19 protein-coding genes are annotated in these 16,344 nt (G+C 58.9%); 3 read left to right on the forward strand and 16 right to left on the reverse strand.

What is annotated here, in order from left to right:
- Positions 1 to 88 precede the first annotated feature (88 nt).
- The 5 genes from KVT38_RS24595 to KVT38_RS24615 all read right to left on the reverse strand — a co-directional run bounded on the left by KVT38_RS24595 (position 89) and on the right by KVT38_RS24615 (position 4,848).
- Complete coding sequence (locus KVT38_RS24595) at positions 89 to 1,312, reverse strand: MFS transporter (protein WP_217596392.1); 1,224 nt, start codon at positions 1,310 to 1,312, stop codon at positions 89 to 91.
- Between the two features lie 144 nt (positions 1,313 to 1,456).
- On the reverse strand, positions 1,457 to 2,359 hold the full coding sequence (locus tag KVT38_RS24600; protein ID WP_217596393.1) for a sensor histidine kinase: 903 nt from the start codon (positions 2,357 to 2,359) through the stop codon (positions 1,457 to 1,459).
- 24 nt (positions 2,360 to 2,383) lie between these two features.
- The gene (locus KVT38_RS24605; protein WP_217596394.1) at positions 2,384 to 3,151 is read right to left on the reverse strand and encodes an ABC transporter permease; all 768 of its coding nucleotides are present in this window, start codon (positions 3,149 to 3,151) and stop codon (positions 2,384 to 2,386) included.
- On the reverse strand, positions 3,144 to 4,067 hold the full coding sequence (locus KVT38_RS24610) for an ATP-binding cassette domain-containing protein (protein ID WP_217596395.1): 924 nt from the start codon (positions 4,065 to 4,067) through the stop codon (positions 3,144 to 3,146). Before KVT38_RS24610 ends, KVT38_RS24605 begins: the two co-directional genes overlap by 8 nt.
- 79 nt (positions 4,068 to 4,146) lie before the next feature.
- On the reverse strand, positions 4,147 to 4,848 hold the full coding sequence (locus tag KVT38_RS24615) for a response regulator transcription factor (RefSeq protein ID WP_217596396.1): 702 nt from the start codon (positions 4,846 to 4,848) through the stop codon (positions 4,147 to 4,149).
- 130 nt (positions 4,849 to 4,978) lie between these two features.
- Between KVT38_RS24615 and KVT38_RS24620 the strand changes: the two genes are divergently transcribed.
- The gene (locus tag KVT38_RS24620; RefSeq protein WP_217596397.1) at positions 4,979 to 5,899 is read left to right on the forward strand and encodes an NAD-dependent epimerase/dehydratase family protein; all 921 of its coding nucleotides are present in this window, start codon (positions 4,979 to 4,981) and stop codon (positions 5,897 to 5,899) included.
- Here KVT38_RS24620 and KVT38_RS24625 read toward each other — a convergent pair.
- The 3 genes from KVT38_RS24625 to KVT38_RS24635 are packed head-to-tail and all read right to left on the reverse strand — an operon-like array spanning position 5,869 to position 7,702.
- A complete protein-coding gene (locus tag KVT38_RS24625; RefSeq protein WP_217596398.1) occupies positions 5,869 to 6,249 on the reverse strand; it encodes a hypothetical protein in 381 nt (126 codons plus the stop codon). The two genes, KVT38_RS24620 and KVT38_RS24625, sit on opposite strands and share 31 nt — an antisense overlap.
- A gap of 13 nt (positions 6,250 to 6,262) precedes the next feature.
- Positions 6,263 to 7,339 carry a glycosyltransferase family 4 protein gene (locus KVT38_RS24630; protein ID WP_217596399.1) on the reverse strand — a complete coding sequence of 359 codons (1,077 nt, stop codon included), beginning with the start codon at positions 7,337 to 7,339 and terminating at the stop codon, positions 6,263 to 6,265.
- Positions 7,340 to 7,363: 24 nt separating this feature from the next.
- On the reverse strand, positions 7,364 to 7,702 hold the full coding sequence (locus KVT38_RS24635) for a hypothetical protein (protein ID WP_217596400.1): 339 nt from the start codon (positions 7,700 to 7,702) through the stop codon (positions 7,364 to 7,366).
- A 183-nt stretch (positions 7,703 to 7,885) separates the two neighbouring features.
- Between KVT38_RS24635 and KVT38_RS24640 the strand changes: the two genes are divergently transcribed.
- Positions 7,886 to 8,524 carry a DUF1796 family putative cysteine peptidase gene (locus KVT38_RS24640; protein ID WP_217596401.1) on the forward strand — a complete coding sequence of 213 codons (639 nt, stop codon included), beginning with the start codon at positions 7,886 to 7,888 and terminating at the stop codon, positions 8,522 to 8,524.
- A gap of 61 nt (positions 8,525 to 8,585) precedes the next feature.
- Here the strand turns inward: KVT38_RS24640 and KVT38_RS24645 are convergent, their stop codons facing one another.
- From KVT38_RS24645 to msrA, 5 genes are all read right to left on the reverse strand, one after another.
- Positions 8,586 to 8,768 (reverse strand): hypothetical protein, encoded by a 183-nt coding sequence (locus tag KVT38_RS24645; protein ID WP_217596402.1) that lies wholly within the window; start codon positions 8,766 to 8,768, stop codon positions 8,586 to 8,588.
- Positions 8,768 to 10,012, reverse strand: coding sequence for a glycosyltransferase family 4 protein (locus KVT38_RS24650; RefSeq protein WP_217596403.1), 1,245 nt, complete (start codon positions 10,010 to 10,012; stop codon positions 8,768 to 8,770). Before KVT38_RS24650 ends, KVT38_RS24645 begins: the two co-directional genes overlap by 1 nt.
- The gene (locus KVT38_RS24655; RefSeq protein ID WP_254639527.1) at positions 10,009 to 10,806 is read right to left on the reverse strand and encodes a glycosyltransferase; all 798 of its coding nucleotides are present in this window, start codon (positions 10,804 to 10,806) and stop codon (positions 10,009 to 10,011) included. Before KVT38_RS24655 ends, KVT38_RS24650 begins: the two co-directional genes overlap by 4 nt.
- A gap of 107 nt (positions 10,807 to 10,913) precedes the next feature.
- Positions 10,914 to 11,699 (reverse strand): helix-turn-helix domain-containing protein, encoded by a 786-nt coding sequence (locus KVT38_RS24660; RefSeq protein ID WP_217596404.1) that lies wholly within the window; start codon positions 11,697 to 11,699, stop codon positions 10,914 to 10,916.
- A 93-nt stretch (positions 11,700 to 11,792) separates the two neighbouring features.
- A complete protein-coding gene (gene msrA / locus KVT38_RS24665) occupies positions 11,793 to 12,761 on the reverse strand; it encodes a peptide-methionine (S)-S-oxide reductase MsrA (RefSeq protein WP_217596405.1) in 969 nt (322 codons plus the stop codon).
- A gap of 206 nt (positions 12,762 to 12,967) precedes the next feature.
- Between msrA and KVT38_RS24670 the strand changes: the two genes are divergently transcribed.
- Positions 12,968 to 13,396, forward strand: a complete 429-nt coding sequence (locus tag KVT38_RS24670; protein ID WP_217596406.1) for a hypothetical protein — start codon at positions 12,968 to 12,970, stop codon at positions 13,394 to 13,396.
- A 76-nt stretch (positions 13,397 to 13,472) separates the two neighbouring features.
- On the opposite strand, the gene KVT38_RS24675 is transcribed toward KVT38_RS24670, so the two are convergent.
- The 3 genes from KVT38_RS24675 to KVT38_RS24685 form a co-directional block, all read right to left on the reverse strand.
- Positions 13,473 to 13,667 carry a DUF2188 domain-containing protein gene (locus KVT38_RS24675; protein WP_090115892.1) on the reverse strand — a complete coding sequence of 65 codons (195 nt, stop codon included), beginning with the start codon at positions 13,665 to 13,667 and terminating at the stop codon, positions 13,473 to 13,475.
- 101 nt (positions 13,668 to 13,768) lie between these two features.
- A complete protein-coding gene (locus tag KVT38_RS24680; protein ID WP_217596407.1) occupies positions 13,769 to 14,716 on the reverse strand; it encodes an aldo/keto reductase family protein in 948 nt (315 codons plus the stop codon).
- 155 nt (positions 14,717 to 14,871) lie between these two features.
- The gene (locus KVT38_RS24685; RefSeq protein ID WP_217596408.1) at positions 14,872 to 16,326 is read right to left on the reverse strand and encodes an ATP-binding protein; all 1,455 of its coding nucleotides are present in this window, start codon (positions 16,324 to 16,326) and stop codon (positions 14,872 to 14,874) included.
- Between the last annotated feature and the right edge of the window lie 18 nt (positions 16,327 to 16,344).

Genomic DNA, 16,344 nt, shown 5'->3' on the forward strand with positions numbered 1-16,344 from the left:
CCGCCGCAAGCTTCGGCAAACGCCAATGAGAGGTCCGCGGGGACCCCTGGTTGGCGGATACGAATGATGCAATTTTGCGGATTAGGCATTAGGCTTTGGCGGGCTGCACGTCTTCTTTAGGGCGGATCAGGAACAATGTCAGCACCGCGGCCGCAAACGCACAGACGACCATGACCCAAAAAAACAGCGATATGGACTGCTGCATCAGGACCGAAGCCGCCGGCGGACCGCCCGCTACGCCGACGAATCGCATGCTGCTGTAAAACGAGCTGATCGAGCCGCGCTGCTCCTTTTTAATGCCTTCGGTAACAAAGGCGTCAAGACAAGGAAGCGCCGCTCCGATACCGAGCCCGGCAGCGCTTAGAAGTGAGATTCGCCCTACCGTAGCGTCCCAAAGCAAGCACCCCGCCACAGCCAGCGCCGTGATGAAAAAGCCGACCGTAACGGTCCATTTCATCAATTTTTTTCGTCTGCCGATCCATTTGCCGGCTGCGAAAGAGGCCGCGCAAAGAACGGCAAGCGGGATAGCCAGCACTAGCCCTTTTATAATTCCTTTCATGTGATGCTCCTTTTCGAGCGTCTCGGACAAATAAAACAAAAGACCGAAAAGAATGAACATCGTAAAGCAAATGACGATAAACAACGCCGTCAGCCAGCGAGCTTTTTCCTTATACAGCTTCCAAACGGTGCCGAGAAACACCTTCGGGCTCGGCGGCTTCTCCTTCTTGTCCGTCTTCGGGGGGTGGACGAGCCACAATACCAGGACGATCGAAATCGCGCACAGCACGGGAATCGACCAAAACGGCGTCCGCCAAGCGATGAGGGCAAGCGCCGATCCCAAAATCGGACTAAGTACTTTTCCAAAGGTATTGAACGTCTCGATGAGTCCCAGGCCCGTACTGATCTGCTCCTCGTCCTTGAACATGTCTCCGACGAGCGGCAGCACGATCGGCATCGCACCCGCCGCGCCGATCCCCTGAAGCGCGCGTCCGGCGAGCAGCAAGCCGTAGCTGTTCATGCCTGCCGCCCAGATACAGACGCCGCCGCCGGCCGCCGCCAGGATCAGGCTCGGAACGATGATTCGTTTGCGGCCGATCCGGTCGGACAAATATCCGGCCACAGGGATCAGGATGATCGCCATGATCGAATAAACGGTAATGACCAGGCTCGATTGAAGCGCAGAAATGTTGAGCGCCCGCTCGATCGCAGGGAGAACGGGGATCAGCATGGAATTACCCAAGGTCATGATCAGCGGGATCGAAGAAAGCGCAAGGAGTGCCGCGGTTTGTTTACGGTCTTGGGCATGCTTCATTTCGGCAACCTTCTCCTCGTCGTCGAATTCGTTGATCCGTACTTCAGCAATGGTCCTTGCATACTGTTTGCATCTCAAGGCCGATCCATACATGACGCCGTCCGCTCCTGCCGTACAACGCAAAAAGCCGGTTAAACCGGCTTTTTAGAGCAATTTCCATTTGCAAACGAAGCATAATGCATTGCCGCGCATCTCGGCGGTCAAGGTCCCCCCCATTTTACCCATCAGTCCGCGCGCGATGGACAAGCCCAGTCCGGAGGCGACACCAGACCGGGAAGCGTCCGCCATGTAAAAACGATTGAACAGCAATTCCGTATCCGTACCGCGCAGCTGCGGGGCTTCGTTCGCGAGCGTCAAAACCGCGTTGCCCGTTTGAACCTCCAGCTTGACGTTCAGCGTACCGCGCGCATGCCTGATCGCGTTGACGACGAGATTTTCGACCACTCTTCGGAGCGCGGATTCGTCCGCTCGAACTTCTATGCTCTGCGCATCCAACTCGAGCGACGGGGTGAGCCCCTTTTCCGTCAGCTGATCGTGGAAGCTCATCAGAATCTCGGGCAAAAGCTTGTCGAGCCTAAGCTTCGACGGCTTCAGCGCATAGTCCGTCGAGTCGATCATCGCCAACTCGTAAAAATCGTTCAGCAGGGCTTGCAGCCGCATCGTTCGCTTGCGAATGACGCCGAGCGCTTCGTCCCGCTCTTCCGCCGGCAAATCGCGGGAGCCGAGCAGCTGAATGTAGCCGAAGATGGACGTTAGCGGCGTACGCAAATCATGCGAGATGTTGGCGACTGCTTGCCTCAGCTCTTCTTCCGTGCGCTTGCGCTCGACATTCGCACGAACGATCAAATCCGTGTGCCGGTTGATCTCCGACGCAAGCGCCTCCAAGTCCCTGTCAGGCATGCCGATCGCAAGCTTTGCGGCGGATTCGCCATCGTTATATCGCCGGAGCTGCTTGGCAAGACTCCGAACTTCTCTTTTTACCAAGCTTAGGCGAATCAGGCAAATCGCTGCCGCCAGACCGGCGACTATGACGACGGCGAGCGGCATGCGCCTGCCTCCTTTCGTCTTGCGTTATTTGATCTCTTTGCGTCTAAATACGGCGACCGCAATGGCGGTGAAGGCGATGGCGACGAATAATGAGACATACAAGCTCTCGGAAAAGCGGGATGCTCTCATATAGGGATCGGCATAATGATTAATCAAGTTAAATATCGAATGCTCGTAGAGCGTCTCGACGAATGGCAGGTGCTTGCCGGCCATCACGTAGATCCCGTCCGCGAAAAAGTAAAAGACGAACGCGAAGCCGATCGTCTTGCCGCTGTCCGTAAGCAGCGTCGCGATGGCGCCTGTCACGGCTGCGAAAGCGGCCGACAAAACCAGCGTAAGCGCGAATGATTTGAGAAGGAACGCCGATTCAGAAATGCCCGGCCACTCACCCAGGCCGAACAGCATGGTGCCGAGCACCGCGTTCACGGCCGGAAAAACGAGCACGGTCAGCATGGAGCCGAAAATAAAAACGATCATTTTCGCGGTAATATACTTGGCCCGGCCGTAGCCGGATGCGACCGCCCGTTTGATCGTCCCGGTCGCGTACTCGCTCGAGATATAAAATCCGGCCAAGACGCTAAGCCCGATCTTGATGATGTAATTGTTGCCGCCCATAGCCGTGGTCAGCATGTCGAGTCCGTCCTTTCCGGTGAGCGCGCCGCCGTCGTTCGGGTCGTCGAAATAATTGAGCAGTACGAAAGCCGCGGCTGATACGAACAAAACAGACAGCAGCAGCCAAAACGCACGGTTGCGCAGCAGCTTGTACCATTCGGAACGGAGCAGATTAAGCATGACCGCCACCTCCGATCCGTGTCGTGAAGTAGCTCTCCAGGTCCTCGCCCATCGGCATGAATTGCTCGAGCGCGAGCCCTTCGCCGACAAGCATCGACGACACCGCAGCAGGACGATTCAGATGATCGAACAAACGGATGACGCCGTCGTTCGTCACCTCGAACGCCGTCGTCGCCAGCTCTCGCTCGATCGCAGCGGCGGCACGTTCGGGACAGTCGACTTTGATGTGGATGAACTGCCTGCATTTCTCCTGAAGCTCACGGCTCGTCAGCTGCTCAAGCAGTTTGCCTTTATGAATAATGCCGTAGTGCGTGGCCAGCAAATGCAGCTCGCTAAGAATGTGGCTGGAGATCAGAATCGTGATGCCCATCTCCCGGTTCAGCTTCGTAAGCAGATCGCGCATCTCGACGACGCCCATCGGATCGAGCCCATTGGTCGGCTCATCGAGAATGAGAAATTCGGGCGAACCGAGCAGCGCGACCCCCAGCGCCAGCCGCTGCTTCATGCCGAGCGAGAAGTTTTTCGCTTTTTTCCTTCCCGTTCCGGACAGACCGACCAATTCGAGCGTCCGCTTCACGGCGTCCCGGCCCGGTATGCCCTGCTGCAGCCGATGAGCCTCCAGGTTTTCGGTCGCCGTCAACTGCGGGTACAGCGCCGGACTTTCGATGGACACGCCCATTCGCCTGCGAGCCCGGACAAGCTCCGAGCCGCCCGTGGCCCTGAACAGCTCCACCGTGCCCGACGTCGGGAAGGCGAGCCCCGTCACCAGCTTCATCAGCGTCGACTTGCCCGCCCCGTTCTGCCCGATAAAGCCGTAGATCGTTCCTTGGCGAATCGAAACATCCACGCGATCGAGCGCCGTCTGGTTTTTGTACTGTTTGGTCAATTGATGCGTTCTCAGCACGAATTCGTTCATCTTCGTCAGCCTCCTCTTCCTGTCTTCAAGTTTAGAGGCCGAGTCATAAGACTTGATTAAGGCGATACATAAGAAAAGCTTAAGATTTAAGCCGGTAGCCCATTCCCCAGATCGTCTCGATATACTCTTCCGCCGGATTCGCTTTTGCGAGTTTATTGCGCAGGTTGCTCATATGTACGTTAACGACGTTTTCCCCGCCGCCGAAATACTCTTCTCCCCAAACGCTTTCGAACAAATTAGCTTTCGCGAACAGCTTCTTGGGGGACGACAGAAGCAACGCCAGGATGTCGTATTCCCGCGCCGTCAGCGTCAGTTGGACGTCTCCCGCGAAGACGGTTTTCGCCTCCGGATCGACCGTCAGATCTTTGTGCCGCAGCAGCGCGGGACCGTCCGCTTGCGTCTGAGGCCATCTCCGGTGCCGTCGCAGCACCGAGTCCATTCGTGCGGCGACCTCTTCGATGTCGAACGGCTTGGTCATATAATCGTCTGCGCCCGCCTTGAGCGCGGCAATCTTCGATTGCTGCTCGCCTTTGGCCGAGATGACGATGACCGGATAGCCGTACCGCTCCCCGATCTCCTCAAGCAGCGCTTCTCCCCGCTTGCCGGGCAGCATCAGATCGAGCAGCACCATCGACCATTCGCGCTGTCCCAGGTAGAGCTCGGCCTCCGTGCCCGAATAAGCCGGCTGCGGTACATGCCCGTTCGAGCGAATCACGCTGCAGAGCAGCCGATTGATATCGTCGTCGTCCTCGACGACTAAGATATGATGGCTTTCCGCCATTTCCCGACACTCCTGTTCGACTAGCCAGACTATCGCCATTATAGCATGTCGCTCACAAGCGAATAGCAAGACGCGCGCCCCGGTCATACATTGGATTAAAATCACAATCGAGCGAGGGAGACATTCTGTTATGATCGTAGCCGTAACAGGCGGCGCGGGCTTCATCGGCTCCCACCTGACCGAAGCATTGCTTGCCCAAGGGGCGGACGTCCATGTCATCGACAACCTGTCGTCGGGATACCGTGTCAACGTGCCCGATGGCGCCGTCCTGCACGAAGCGGACATCCGTTCGCCCCACGCGCGCGCCGTCATCGAAGGCCTGCGGCCCGAAGTTGTCTTCCATCTGGCGGCCCAGGCAGATGTCCAGCGCTCGATCGCCGATCCCGCGGAGGACGCGAGCGTCAATATCGCGGGCACGCTGAACGTGCTGGCCGCTTGCCGCGAAGCGGGCGCGCGGAAGATCGTCTTCGCCTCGACCTCCGCCGTGTACGGCAACGTCGGCAAGGAGATCGTCTCCGAACGCGACAAAGCTGAGCCCGTATCGTTCTACGGCTTGTCCAAACGTACGGCGGAACAGTACATCCGCATCTATAGCCAATTACACGGTCTTGACTATACGATCCTCCGTTACGGCAACGTATACGGCCCGCGCCAGACCCCCAAGGGAGAAGGCGGCGTCGTGGCCGTATTTTTGGAGCGGCTTCGTCAAGCGGCTTCGCCGGTCGTGCACGGCGACGGCGAGCAGACGCGGGACTTCGTCTACGTCAAGGACATCGTCGCCGCCAATCTGGCCGCGTTGACGCGCGGCTCCCGCGAGACGCTGAACGCCGGCACGGGCCGCGCGACCTCGGTCAACGAGCTGCTCCGTCTGCTCGAGCGATGCGCAGGCGTTCCGATTGAGCGCCGGCACGTGCCCGGCAGACCCGGCGATATCCGGCACAGCCGTCTCGATCCCCGCAGAGCGCGCAGAACGCTGCGTTGGACGGCCGCTTACGACACCGCCGGCGGCATCGCCGAGACCTACGCCTCCACTCTGCCTTCCAGCCGGTAAGGGCCATTCATGACGGCGAGCCCTTCGGCCGATCGGACGCAGAGATAATAAACCTGGTCCGGCAAGCCGCCGGTCATTCGGCATTCGAGCCGGGTGACCGCGCTCACAAAACAAGACTCCAGCGACCAATCGACAGTTTCCCCGTGCGGATCGTCCTTTTTGAGCATCACCTCGAGCTCGCCCATGTCGAACGTGCCCGGATTCGACCAGCCGATCTCGATGTGCAAAACGACCACGTCGCCCGGATCGATTCCGTGAAGGCTGACCGACGTGAGCACGATCTCTTCGCGAATCGGAAATGGCGCAAAGCTGCCGATCTCCGCGCCAGTGCTGTGCTTGTATTTGATCATGGGATCCTTCCTTTCACCGCATCGCATTCAATTCGCCGATCATGCGCAGGAATCCGTCGCAGTAGCCCGCCGGCGCGAAGCGGGCTCTGACGTGCGCGACCGCCTCGTCGCGGATCGACGCCCGAAGGCCGACATCGCTCATGAGCCGAACGGCTTCCTCGTAAGCTTGATTGATATCGCCCAGCTTGTAATACAGTCCCGTTCGCTGGTGATAGATCGAGGAGGATACGCCGTCCGAATCGCTCGTCAGAACCGGGCAGCGGCAGCTCATTGCTTCAAGAATGGCGTACGGGGCGCCTTCGACCTTGGACGTGGAGCAGAGAAAGCCGCCGGAATCCCCGATATAAGACATGTGCTTGCGCATCTCCGCGTTAGGTATGTTGGGGAAAAACGACAAATTGTCGCGCAAGCCGAGCTGGTCGATCCAAAGCTCCATCCGCTCCCGTTCCTCACGGACCGCCAGCGCCGGATCTTCGTACATTCGCAGCCGGATGCCCCTGTCGTAATCCCGGACGAGACGGGCGCCGATTTGCAGGAACTCAAGCCAGTTCTTGTTGTCCTCGATCCGCCCGATCCACGCGATTTCAGGCTTCTGAGCGAAGCCGACGCATTCGTAGGCGAACGCGTCCGAGTCGAAGCAGTTGTGCATCCGGTACTTGGGCACGCCGGGGAAAAACTGTTCGAACAAAGAATCGATATGGGGCGTGTACGGGTTCAGCAGCGCCGATGCATACCGCTCGACGTAGGGGATGGCTTGCATGAGCTCTCGCTGCGCGACGGCCTTAGGTCCGTATCCTTGAATCTCCAAAATGAGCGGTCCGCCGTAGCCGAGCATACGAAACTTCTTGAGCGATACATAATCCGAGATAACGACGACCGCGTCGAATCGTCCCGCATCGAGCAGTCGTTTGATCTCGATGTCGTCGCTCGTCACCGTCACCGGCAGATCCGCGCTGTTCTGCAGCCCCGCCCCGGGCTCGAAATAGAGGCAATGACCTTCCACCCCACGTTGGCGAAGCGCGCGAATTCGCTGTCGGTTGAGGGTCTCTACGCCACCGCTCGGCACATAATAAGCAAATAGTACTTTCAACGGAACGGAACACCTCCCGCAGCCTCAATGAACCCGATCGAAATGCGTCTCGTTAAATATCGCGACCAGATTCCCGTAATTTTTGACCCGAACCGCGATCCCGATCTCATCGTACCGCTTCGTATTGGTGACTATCAGCAACGAGAACGGCTGCTCGAGCGTATGCATATCCTGTAGCCGCCTGCTTCTCCCGCCGCCTTGGACGTCTACAAGCATCTCGTTTACGATTCCGGACGGGCCCGACATTTGGATCCAAGCATTGAAGTCTTTCTGGCCCCTGTTCACGATGTCCACTTCGAGCATGCCGACGTACCGCGAATCGATCGGCATCAGGACGCCGGCTTCCATCTTGAGGACGGACATGGATTCACCTTCTTGTTCGCTTGATCGTATACGATATTCCGGCTATTTTTTTCGGTTAAGGCGCCTGTCCGGGGCGGCGTCGATAATCGTCGTTCGCCCTCCGATGTTCGTCCAAGCGCAGCGGTCGCCGAACGCATTACTATAATGGAGACCTGACCTGCTGTTAACCGGGAGGCGAATGCGATGCGATTAGCTGAAATCAAAGGGGAATACGACGGCATATTCAGTCTGGGAGAGCTGTGCCTGTCGTCCATCCAGCTCGAGCGGTGCGGACTCCGGCCGTTCGCGGGACCGCTGGACTGGATGAGCACGCCCAAGCTGGCCGACGTGAACCGGCTGCTGGAGAACCGGTTCGACGGCTTCATGGACCGCGATCATTTGACGTATGTGGACCATGCGAGCGACAAGCTGTTGCTGGTGAAGGAGAACGTGTACAACGCTTTTTCCAATCACGACTTTTTTGTCCATCGAAATACGCCAGCGCTGCTCGAAGATCATAGCGCAGTCAAGCTCAAATATGAGCGCCGCGCAGCCCGTCTGTTGGATAAAGCTGCGTCGGCCAAACGGCTGCTGTTCGTTCGGTGCGGCGGCTCGATGGAAGAAGCGATCGGCCTGCAAAAGGCGCTGTCGGGTCTCGTCAGCCACGAATATCGCGTTCTGCTTGTAAATCACACGGACGTCGCGACGCTGACGGAGACCGCTTGGCCTCTGGAACGCGTCTGCACGGTCGAGCTGCCGGGCCATCCCGACGTCATCTGGAAAGGCAACAATGCCTTCTGGGACACGATGCTGTCCGGCATCGGGTTTAAGGAATCGCTTTGATGCGCTTCACTGTTGCCGAAGCTGCGAGAATCGCCCTGGGCGTCTCGCAGCTTTTTCGCATCTAACCCGCGCCCGGCAGCCGCAACGTCGCGACGGGCAGGTCCGGCAGCTTATAGCCCTCCGGCAAAGCATGATAAATCCGGTTCCACACCTCGTAGTTGACTGCGAGATCGGGTCCGGGCGCCGCGTAAGGGTCGAACAGACCGGCGTACAAGGCGCCCGGCACGACACGTTCATCCGGCATCAAGGCGTTCCCCTCCCTCCGCTTAGCGCGATCCGCCCCGCCTTCTCGTAAACATCCGAGAGGCGCGCGATCATCGCATCCATGGACCAATGTTTTTCCGCCCACTGCTTCGATGCGTAAGCGAGCTGTGCGCGATAGGCGTCATGCTGCAGCAGATCGTACAGGTAGGCGCAGAGCATGCCGGTATTGCGGCTCGGAAAAACGAGCCCGGTCCTGCCGTGCTCGACCATCTCCGGCAGGCCGCCGGCGTCGGAGACGACTACGGCCGCACCCGCGAGCTGCGCTTCGATGACGGAGATCGGCTGATTGTCCAGCACGCAGGCATGGACAAAAATATCGCTCATGGCTAACAGTGCCGGAACGTCCTGCCTGAACCCCCAAAATACGATATCATCCTGAAGGCCAAGCTCTCTGGCCTGCCGCTCCAGGTCTCCTCTCAGCTCGCCGTCGCCGATCAGCCAGCAAACCCAGTCCTGGCGCACGCTTTTAAGCTGCGCGAGCGCCGTGATGAGCAGATCGATGCCTTTCACGAACGTCAGGCGCGCCGAGCAGGCGATCACTTTTTTGCCGGGGGGCTTGGTGACCGGCGAGGCGAGCGCGCTGCGGGCGCGGAACATCTCCGTATCGAGGCCGTACGGAAATACTTCGATGCGCGACGGATCGACGCCGAAGTCCTGGGTCAAAATCGTCTTCATCCATTCGTTCGCCGTGACGGCGACGTCCGCTGAGGAGGCGCCATAGTACTCCATCGCATGGCAGTAACGCCAGGCCGGCGAGTGCTCGCCGATGCCGAGCTCGGGGTGAGCGCGAAAATGCGCGCGCAGCTCATGGGCGATCGAGCCGTGAATATGCGCGACGAGCGGCGTATGCCTCGGCTTGACCCGCGCCAACGAACGTGCGGAAAAGACGTCCTGTGTATGGATGACGTCGTACTCGTCCAAGCCGAAATAGGCAGCGGCAAGCTCTAGGCAATAACGATCGAGCTCGTACTGCCTGACGAGCGGATCGTTCAAATAAGTCGCGGCGCTCGATGCGCTCAGTTTCGATTGCAGCATCGGCAATACATGCGCCTTTTCGAACGTCCGTCCGTCGCTGTACATATGGTACTTTTGATAATCCGGACTGTGGCCGAACAGGTCCACTTGATGCCCGCGCTGCATCATCGCTTTGCGGATTTGCTCCATGAACGCATGCACGCCGCCGACATGCGGCAACAGCCAGTAGGTGGCCAGCAGGATTTTCATCCGAACGTCCCTCCCTCCGCGAACAGGCCCGCAAGCCGGCTGCCGTAAAAAGCGCGCAAACTGTCATACTCGGCCATCAGCCCGGGCTTGTTGACGACCGTTCCCATCGCATCGTGCATCCGGTATTCCGTTAATGGGAGAGCCAAATAGTCGATGCGTATGCCGCTTAGCACGACCCTCGCCCAAAAATCGTAATCCTGCGTATACTTGAGCGATTCGTTAAACACGCCGACAATATCAAAAATGTCCCTGCGCATCATGACCGTACAGCCGTTAATCGCATTCGTCGTCGCGAGCAGGCGCATGAGCGCGAGTCCGTCCGGGTAAGGCTCGCCGTATCGGCTGGCGACGAGCCTGCCGCTCCCGTCGATGACGGCGAAGTCCGTGCAGCAAATGCTCGCTTGTCGTTTGATCATATAGCCAAGCTGGCGCTCGATCTTGTCGGGGCGGAACCGGTCGTCCGAGCTCAGCCAAGCGACGTATGTGCCGGAGGATACGCGGATGCCGGCATTCAAGGCACTTGCCGTGCCGCCGTTCGCCTTGGCGACGTAGCGCACCCGTCCGGCATAAGCCGGCAAGATGCGATCGGCGTACCGCGAGGAGCCGTCGTCGACGACGACGATCTCGATCGGCCGGTACGTCTGCGCCAGCACGCTGTCGATCGCTTCGTTAATATAGGGATCGTTGTAAAACGGAATGACCACGCTGACGGTGGGGTGCAAGCCGATTCTCCTTTCGAAGGCAGATGGCCGGACGATCCCGAATAAACGGTCGTAGCGCCCGTCGTACATCATATTGCAGGTTCCTCACTGGCGCATGGATGAGTCGCCCCCTCGCATCCGCCCAAATCCGCATTAAAAAACTCCGCGCATGCGCGGAGCTTCGGTCGATCGACTCTTGGTTACTTGCCTATACGGCTTAAAAACTGATTCATGAGCACCGGCAGCGAGATCAGGATCGGCGGATCGTCTGGACGGGGCGGATACAGCTTCACCTGCTGCGGGTGAACCTCGCAGAGCGGTCCGACGAACAGCGGCGCCCTGGACCGGGTGCGCAGCGTCCGCTGCGGCAGCAGAAAATCCTTGGCCTGCATCTCCCAGGCGACCGATGTCGCCATGAGATAATAGACGCCGGGCCGGACGTCTCTGAAAGTAAATCTGCCGAGCCCGGGCAGCAGTGTGCCGTAGATCGGCAGCCCCTCCGGAATCGGCTTGGCGAACAAGCCGATCAGCACGCAGCCGTCGAACGGCTCGTCGGCGACGACGGTGCCGGTCACCGGCATGCCTCCCGGCTCGAAGGTCGCCGCATGCTCCTGCCAGTCGGACAGCTCGCGAAGCGCGCGCAAATATCTGGCCGCCTCGGGCTCCGACTGACGGAACTCCCCCGGCGTCATGCCGACCCGCTCGGTGAAGCGTGTCGTAAATGTGCCTAAACTCAGCTGTCCGATCTCAAGCCCGATCTGCCGAACGGACAGGTTCGAGTTGAGCAGCAGGTCCTTGGCGCGCTGCAAGCGCAGCGACGAGACGTAGTACAGCGGCGGCAAGCCGATCCGTTCCTTAAAAATCCTCGCGAAGTGATAAGAGCTGAAAGCGACGTGACGGGCGAGGCGCGACAACGGCAGAGGCTCGTCCAAATTCTGATGAATGTAGGCGATCGCCTCGTCGATCTCTGCATATCGGACGTTCATGTCTTCGGCCCTTTCCATCACTTGGAATCGTATTCTTTTCCATTTTAAATGGGCGCGAATCGTTTTACAAGCTTTTTCGCGAACATTTGTTCGTTAACTGTTGAAGCGGTCGCCCGACAAAGCCTCCGAATTCGGCTCCCCTTCGGAGGGCACGAATCGCAGTGCCGCCGAATTGACCCGGTAGTGAAGCTTGTCCGGGCCGGGTCCGTCGTACGACAGATAGCCGAGCCGCGTACCGCCCAGCCTGCTCGCGAGCGCCGTACGAACGACGCCTCCCCGGTAATCCGCCTCCCTTCGAACCAAGCCTTCGTGCAGCGGCTTCGTAAAGCTCGGCCAGCCCGTCCCCGAATCGAACTTGTCCTCGGAGCCGAACAACGGATCTCCCGTCACGATGTCTACATAGATGCCCGGTTCATAGAAGTTCCAGTATTCGTTGTCGTACGCAGGTTCGGTCGCGCCCTCCTGGGTGACCTCGTACTGGAGCGCCGTCAGCCTGCGCCGAAGGCTCGCTTCGTCCCGCTTGGTCCGCCATGCGCGCCTGAGATAGTCCACCCGCCCGGAGCCTTCGGCGTACAGCTTGTAATGCCGCACATGCGTCTTGTAATAATGCTTATGCTCGTCTTCGGCCGGATAAAAGGGTCCGGCGGGTACGATCTCGGTGACGATCCGCGATTTGAACCGTCCGCTGGCGGCAAGCGCCTCCTTCGACGCCTCCGCCAGCCGTCTCTGACGCTCGTCGTGATAGAAGATCGCCGTACGGTAGGAGCTGCCGCGATCGTTGAACTGGCCGCCGGCGTCCGTCGGATCGATCTGCTGCCAGAAAATGTCGAGCAGCCGCTCGTACGGAAAAATACGCGGGTAAAAGACGATCTGCACCGCCTCGGCATGCCCCGTCGTCTCGCTGCCGACCGATTCGTACGTCGGGCGATCGGTGTGGCCGCCGGTATAACCCGAAGTGACGCTGACGATGCCCGGCAGCTCGTCGAATGGCTTAACCATGCACCAGAAGCAGCCTCCCGCGAAGGTCGCGAGCGCGGCCTGTTCCGCACCTTCCTCTGTCATCCGTATTCCCCTTCCTTCTATGGATGGCGGCGGCGGACAGGGATAGATGCACAAGCTATCCCCGTTCGGCCGCATAAAATGTAGCAAACCTGAAGCGCACGCCGCAGTCTCAAGCGTTAGGCGATGCGTTCCAAACGGCGGCGGTATCAAGCCGTATATCGCTATCCTATACGATTCGAGCCGCCGAATAAAGGAGGTGATCGGCTATGGCAATTCGGCCGAAGACGCGGTCGCGCAAGCAGTTGCGGGGTCGCCGCGGCCAGCCCGTATGCGTCGTGATGAAGGACGGGACCTATTACGTAGGGCTGATCGGAGACATCAAAAGCGGACAGCTTACGCTCTCGGGGGTCCGCGGGACTGAAAAGTGGAATCCGCAGGCGGCGAAGCGGTCCTGGCAAAAAGCGAAAATCAGCGCGTTGGGCGCAGCGGCTGCACCCGCCGCTGCGGAAGCTGCCGGCGCGGCGGTCGGCACCGGCGCAGTCAGCGCCGGCGGCGGCGGTCCGGGCAGCGCACTGGGCGGACTCGGCGGCCTTGACGACCTGATGGGCTTCATGCAGAAGGCATTGCCGATTATGAAAATGGGCATGGACATGATCAAGACGATCATGCCGCTCATGGGCGGATTGAAGATGTAAGATGTCGACTTCCCGCGTTGCCGAAGCGAAAGCAAGGGAGCGAACCGTCCCGCGCGGACGATCGCTCCCTTGCTTTTCAATGCCCTTTTTTACGAATTTGCTTGTCGTGATCCTCGCCCCACTCCTTGGCTTTGGCCGTGGCGATCGAGATCGCCCGACGCTCGGAGTAGCCGTCCTTAAGCAGCTCGTTGGCGATGTCGATCGCCTTGTTGCGAACGGGCGCCATAAAGTTCTTAAGCGAGTCCGGGTAATCGTCCTTGTCCCAAGGCATAGCCATCCCTCCTGTTCGGTTCGTCTTCTATTCATTGGACGAACCCGAACAGAATGAATCAGATCGGCGCGGCATGACACCGATCCCGGCGTGGGCGGACGTCAGGCCAGGATCGCCTCGATGCAATCGATCGTCTCCTGCGACAGCGATACGCCGGACGCTTTGACGTTCTCTTCGAGCTGGGACGTCTTCGTGGCGCCGACGAGTGCGCTGGCCACGCTCTCGTGCCGCAATATCCAGGCAATCGCAAGTGTCGACAGCGACAGGTCCAGCTCCTTGGCGACGGCGTCCAGTCGTTCGATCTTTTGCAGATGCGCGTCGGTCAGGAAGCCTTTGATCCACATGTTCGTCTTCGGGTCCGCCGCGCGGCTGTCGGGCGGCAATTGCTGCCCCAGCCTGTACTTGCCCGTGAGCGCACCCTGCGCAAGCGGCGAAAACACGACCTGGGACAGCCCGTTTTTCTCGCTGACCGGCAGGACGTCATGCTCGATATTGCGGTAAAACATGTTGTATTGCGGCTGGTTGACGACGATCCGGTCGAGCAAGTATTTGTCCGCGACCTGGAGCGCCTCTTGAATCTGTGCGCCCGTCCATTCGCTGACTCCGACGTACAGCACCTTGCCCTGCCGCACGAAATCTTCGATCGTGCGCAGCGTCTCTTCCAGACGCGTGTCCGGATCGTACCGGTGGCAGTAGAAGATGTCCACGTAATCCTGCTTCAGCCGCTTCAGGCTGGCGTTCAGCTGCTCGTAGACGTGCTTGCGGGACAAGCCGCGATCGTTCGGGCCTTCGCCCATCGGCCAGAACGCCTTTGTCGCCAGCACGTACGATTCGCGAGGGTAACGCGGCAGCACCTCGCCGAGCATGCGCTCGGCTTCGCCTCGTTCGTACACGTTAGCCGTATCGATGAAGTTGATGCCGAGCTCGAACGCGCGATCGATCAGCTTCGCGCCCGTATCCTGGCCGACGGTGTGGCCATAAGTCATCCAGCTGCCGAAGCTGATCTCGCTTACCTTCAGTCCGGTAGTGCCCAATTTCCTGTACTTCATTTCCAGCACCTCTTTCCTCCGTCGTGAACACGCGTTTACAATTGTAGCACTTCTGCCTGCCTCTATCAAACGCCGACGGGCAGCGTTCGATCAGACTAAAAAGTAAAAGATCGCGGCATCCTCCCTCTAATCGGTGGATGCCGCGATCCTCTCCTCTAAACGGTCGATGCCGTCGTCTGTCTCTCCGACAAGGACGGCTCGATCGCGGGCAAAATCGGCAAACGCAGCGAGAACGCGCTGCCTTCTCCCTTTCGGCTTTGCAGCGACAGCGTCCCGCCGAGCAGCGTCGCAAGCTGGAGGCTGATCGACAGCCCGAGTCCCGTACCGCCGAACCGGCGATTGATCGACCCGTCCTCCTGCCGGAACGCTTCGAATATGAGCTCCTGCTTGCTCTGCTCAATGCCGACGCCCGTATCCTTCACCGTAAAGACGACATGGCTTGCGCCTTCTCCGTGGGCCGAACGTTCGGCCGCGACAATGAGAGCGACATAGCCGTTGTCCGTGAATTTAATGGCGTTAACGAGCAGATTGCGCAAAATCTGTCCCAACCGCAACCCGTCCGACAGCAGCGTCTGCGGCACGTCGTCGTTCACCTGAAGACGAAGCTCGAGATTTTTGACTTCGGCGAGCGGCTGCATCTGGCGGTGGAGCAGTTCCACCGTATCGCTGAGGGACAATATGTCCAGCACGATGTCCATTTTGCCGGCTTCTACCTTGGACAGATCCAAAATATCGTTGATCATGTGAAGCAACTGCTCGCCGGAAGCGTGAATGATGTTCGCGTACCGGCGATTGTCTTCGAGAAGCATGCGGTCATCGGACTCGCCGATCATTTGCGACAGCAAAATAATGCTGTTAAGCGGGGTCTTCAGCTCATGCGACATATTGGCCATGAACTCCGATTTGTACTTCGAAGCCTGAAGGATGAGCTCGGCCCTTTCCTCCAGCATCCTCTGGGACTCCAGCAGCTCGCACGTTCTTTTTTCCAGCGCTTCGTTCGTCAGCTTCAGCTGTACGGCGCGCTGTTGGTCGAGGAAAAAATCGCGCATAATAAAAAGAAAAAATGCGCCGAGCAAAATCGTGACCGGCAGCGTATACGGCATGATATGCGTGGCGTAATTGGCGCGGTCGACCGCGCCATATGCAAGAACGCCTGCGACCTGCAACGCGTTGATCGACAGCAGCGATAGGCTCGCCTTGCGCTGGTACCCCCAGCTTGGTTTGCGCCGATACAGACTGACGAGCGTAGCTCCGGCGACGCCCATCGTAGAAATGTTGCAGAAGGCGGTAAAAGCGGATGCAGACATTCCGTTGATGCCGAACCGCGCCAACCCTATGCCGAAGCCGATCGCAAGGATCGGCCTGGGATCGCGGAATACGAGCGTGGCAAAGATGATCGGCACGTTGCGGAGATCGAAGATCGCCGAGCCATTGTATCGAACGCCGAATTTCATTGCGATCCAGCCCAGCGCGATAAAGCCTACGACCATCGCGATCTGCTTCAATATGCCGGTCGTATGCTGAAATATGTATTTGTAAATGAGATTAAATAAAAAAGTAACCGTGATCAGGATGGTGATGCTCGTAAAAAAGGCAGCTCCGATGTCCATGTCACACCTCCCGATTCC

Source organism: Cohnella sp. GbtcB17, from assembly GCF_019091135.1.
Classification (GTDB): Bacteria; Bacillota; Bacilli; order Paenibacillales; family Paenibacillaceae; genus Cohnella.

Excerpts from the sequence above, each read along its gene's own strand:
- KVT38_RS24595 (WP_217596392.1), bottom strand. The coding sequence starts at position 1,312 with ATGAAGCATGCCCAAGACCGTAAACAAACCGCGGCACTCCTTGCGCTT.
- KVT38_RS24600 (WP_217596393.1), bottom strand. The coding sequence starts at position 2,359 with ATGCCGCTCGCCGTCGTCATAGTCGCCGGTCTGGCGGCAGCGATTTGC.
- KVT38_RS24605 (WP_217596394.1), bottom strand. The coding sequence starts at position 3,151 with ATGCTTAATCTGCTCCGTTCCGAATGGTACAAGCTGCTGCGCAACCGT.
- KVT38_RS24610 (WP_217596395.1), bottom strand. The coding sequence starts at position 4,067 with ATGAACGAATTCGTGCTGAGAACGCATCAATTGACCAAACAGTACAAA.
- KVT38_RS24615 (WP_217596396.1), bottom strand. The coding sequence starts at position 4,848 with ATGGCGGAAAGCCATCATATCTTAGTCGTCGAGGACGACGACGATATC.
- KVT38_RS24620 (WP_217596397.1), top strand. The coding sequence starts at position 4,979 with ATGATCGTAGCCGTAACAGGCGGCGCGGGCTTCATCGGCTCCCACCTG.
- KVT38_RS24625 (WP_217596398.1), bottom strand. The coding sequence starts at position 6,249 with ATGATCAAATACAAGCACAGCACTGGCGCGGAGATCGGCAGCTTTGCG.
- KVT38_RS24635 (WP_217596400.1), bottom strand. The coding sequence starts at position 7,702 with ATGTCCGTCCTCAAGATGGAAGCCGGCGTCCTGATGCCGATCGATTCG.
- KVT38_RS24640 (WP_217596401.1), top strand. The coding sequence starts at position 7,886 with ATGCGATTAGCTGAAATCAAAGGGGAATACGACGGCATATTCAGTCTG.
- KVT38_RS24645 (WP_217596402.1), bottom strand. The coding sequence starts at position 8,768 with ATGCCGGATGAACGTGTCGTGCCGGGCGCCTTGTACGCCGGTCTGTTC.
- KVT38_RS24650 (WP_217596403.1), bottom strand. The coding sequence starts at position 10,012 with ATGAAAATCCTGCTGGCCACCTACTGGCTGTTGCCGCATGTCGGCGGC.
- KVT38_RS24655 (WP_254639527.1), bottom strand. The coding sequence starts at position 10,806 with ATGATGTACGACGGGCGCTACGACCGTTTATTCGGGATCGTCCGGCCA.
- KVT38_RS24660 (WP_217596404.1), bottom strand. The coding sequence starts at position 11,699 with ATGAACGTCCGATATGCAGAGATCGACGAGGCGATCGCCTACATTCAT.
- msrA (WP_217596405.1), bottom strand. The coding sequence starts at position 12,761 with ATGACAGAGGAAGGTGCGGAACAGGCCGCGCTCGCGACCTTCGCGGGA.
- KVT38_RS24670 (WP_217596406.1), top strand. The coding sequence starts at position 12,968 with ATGGCAATTCGGCCGAAGACGCGGTCGCGCAAGCAGTTGCGGGGTCGC.
- KVT38_RS24675 (WP_090115892.1), bottom strand. The coding sequence starts at position 13,667 with ATGCCTTGGGACAAGGACGATTACCCGGACTCGCTTAAGAACTTTATG.
- KVT38_RS24680 (WP_217596407.1), bottom strand. The coding sequence starts at position 14,716 with ATGAAGTACAGGAAATTGGGCACTACCGGACTGAAGGTAAGCGAGATC.
- KVT38_RS24685 (WP_217596408.1), bottom strand. The coding sequence starts at position 16,326 with ATGGACATCGGAGCTGCCTTTTTTACGAGCATCACCATCCTGATCACG.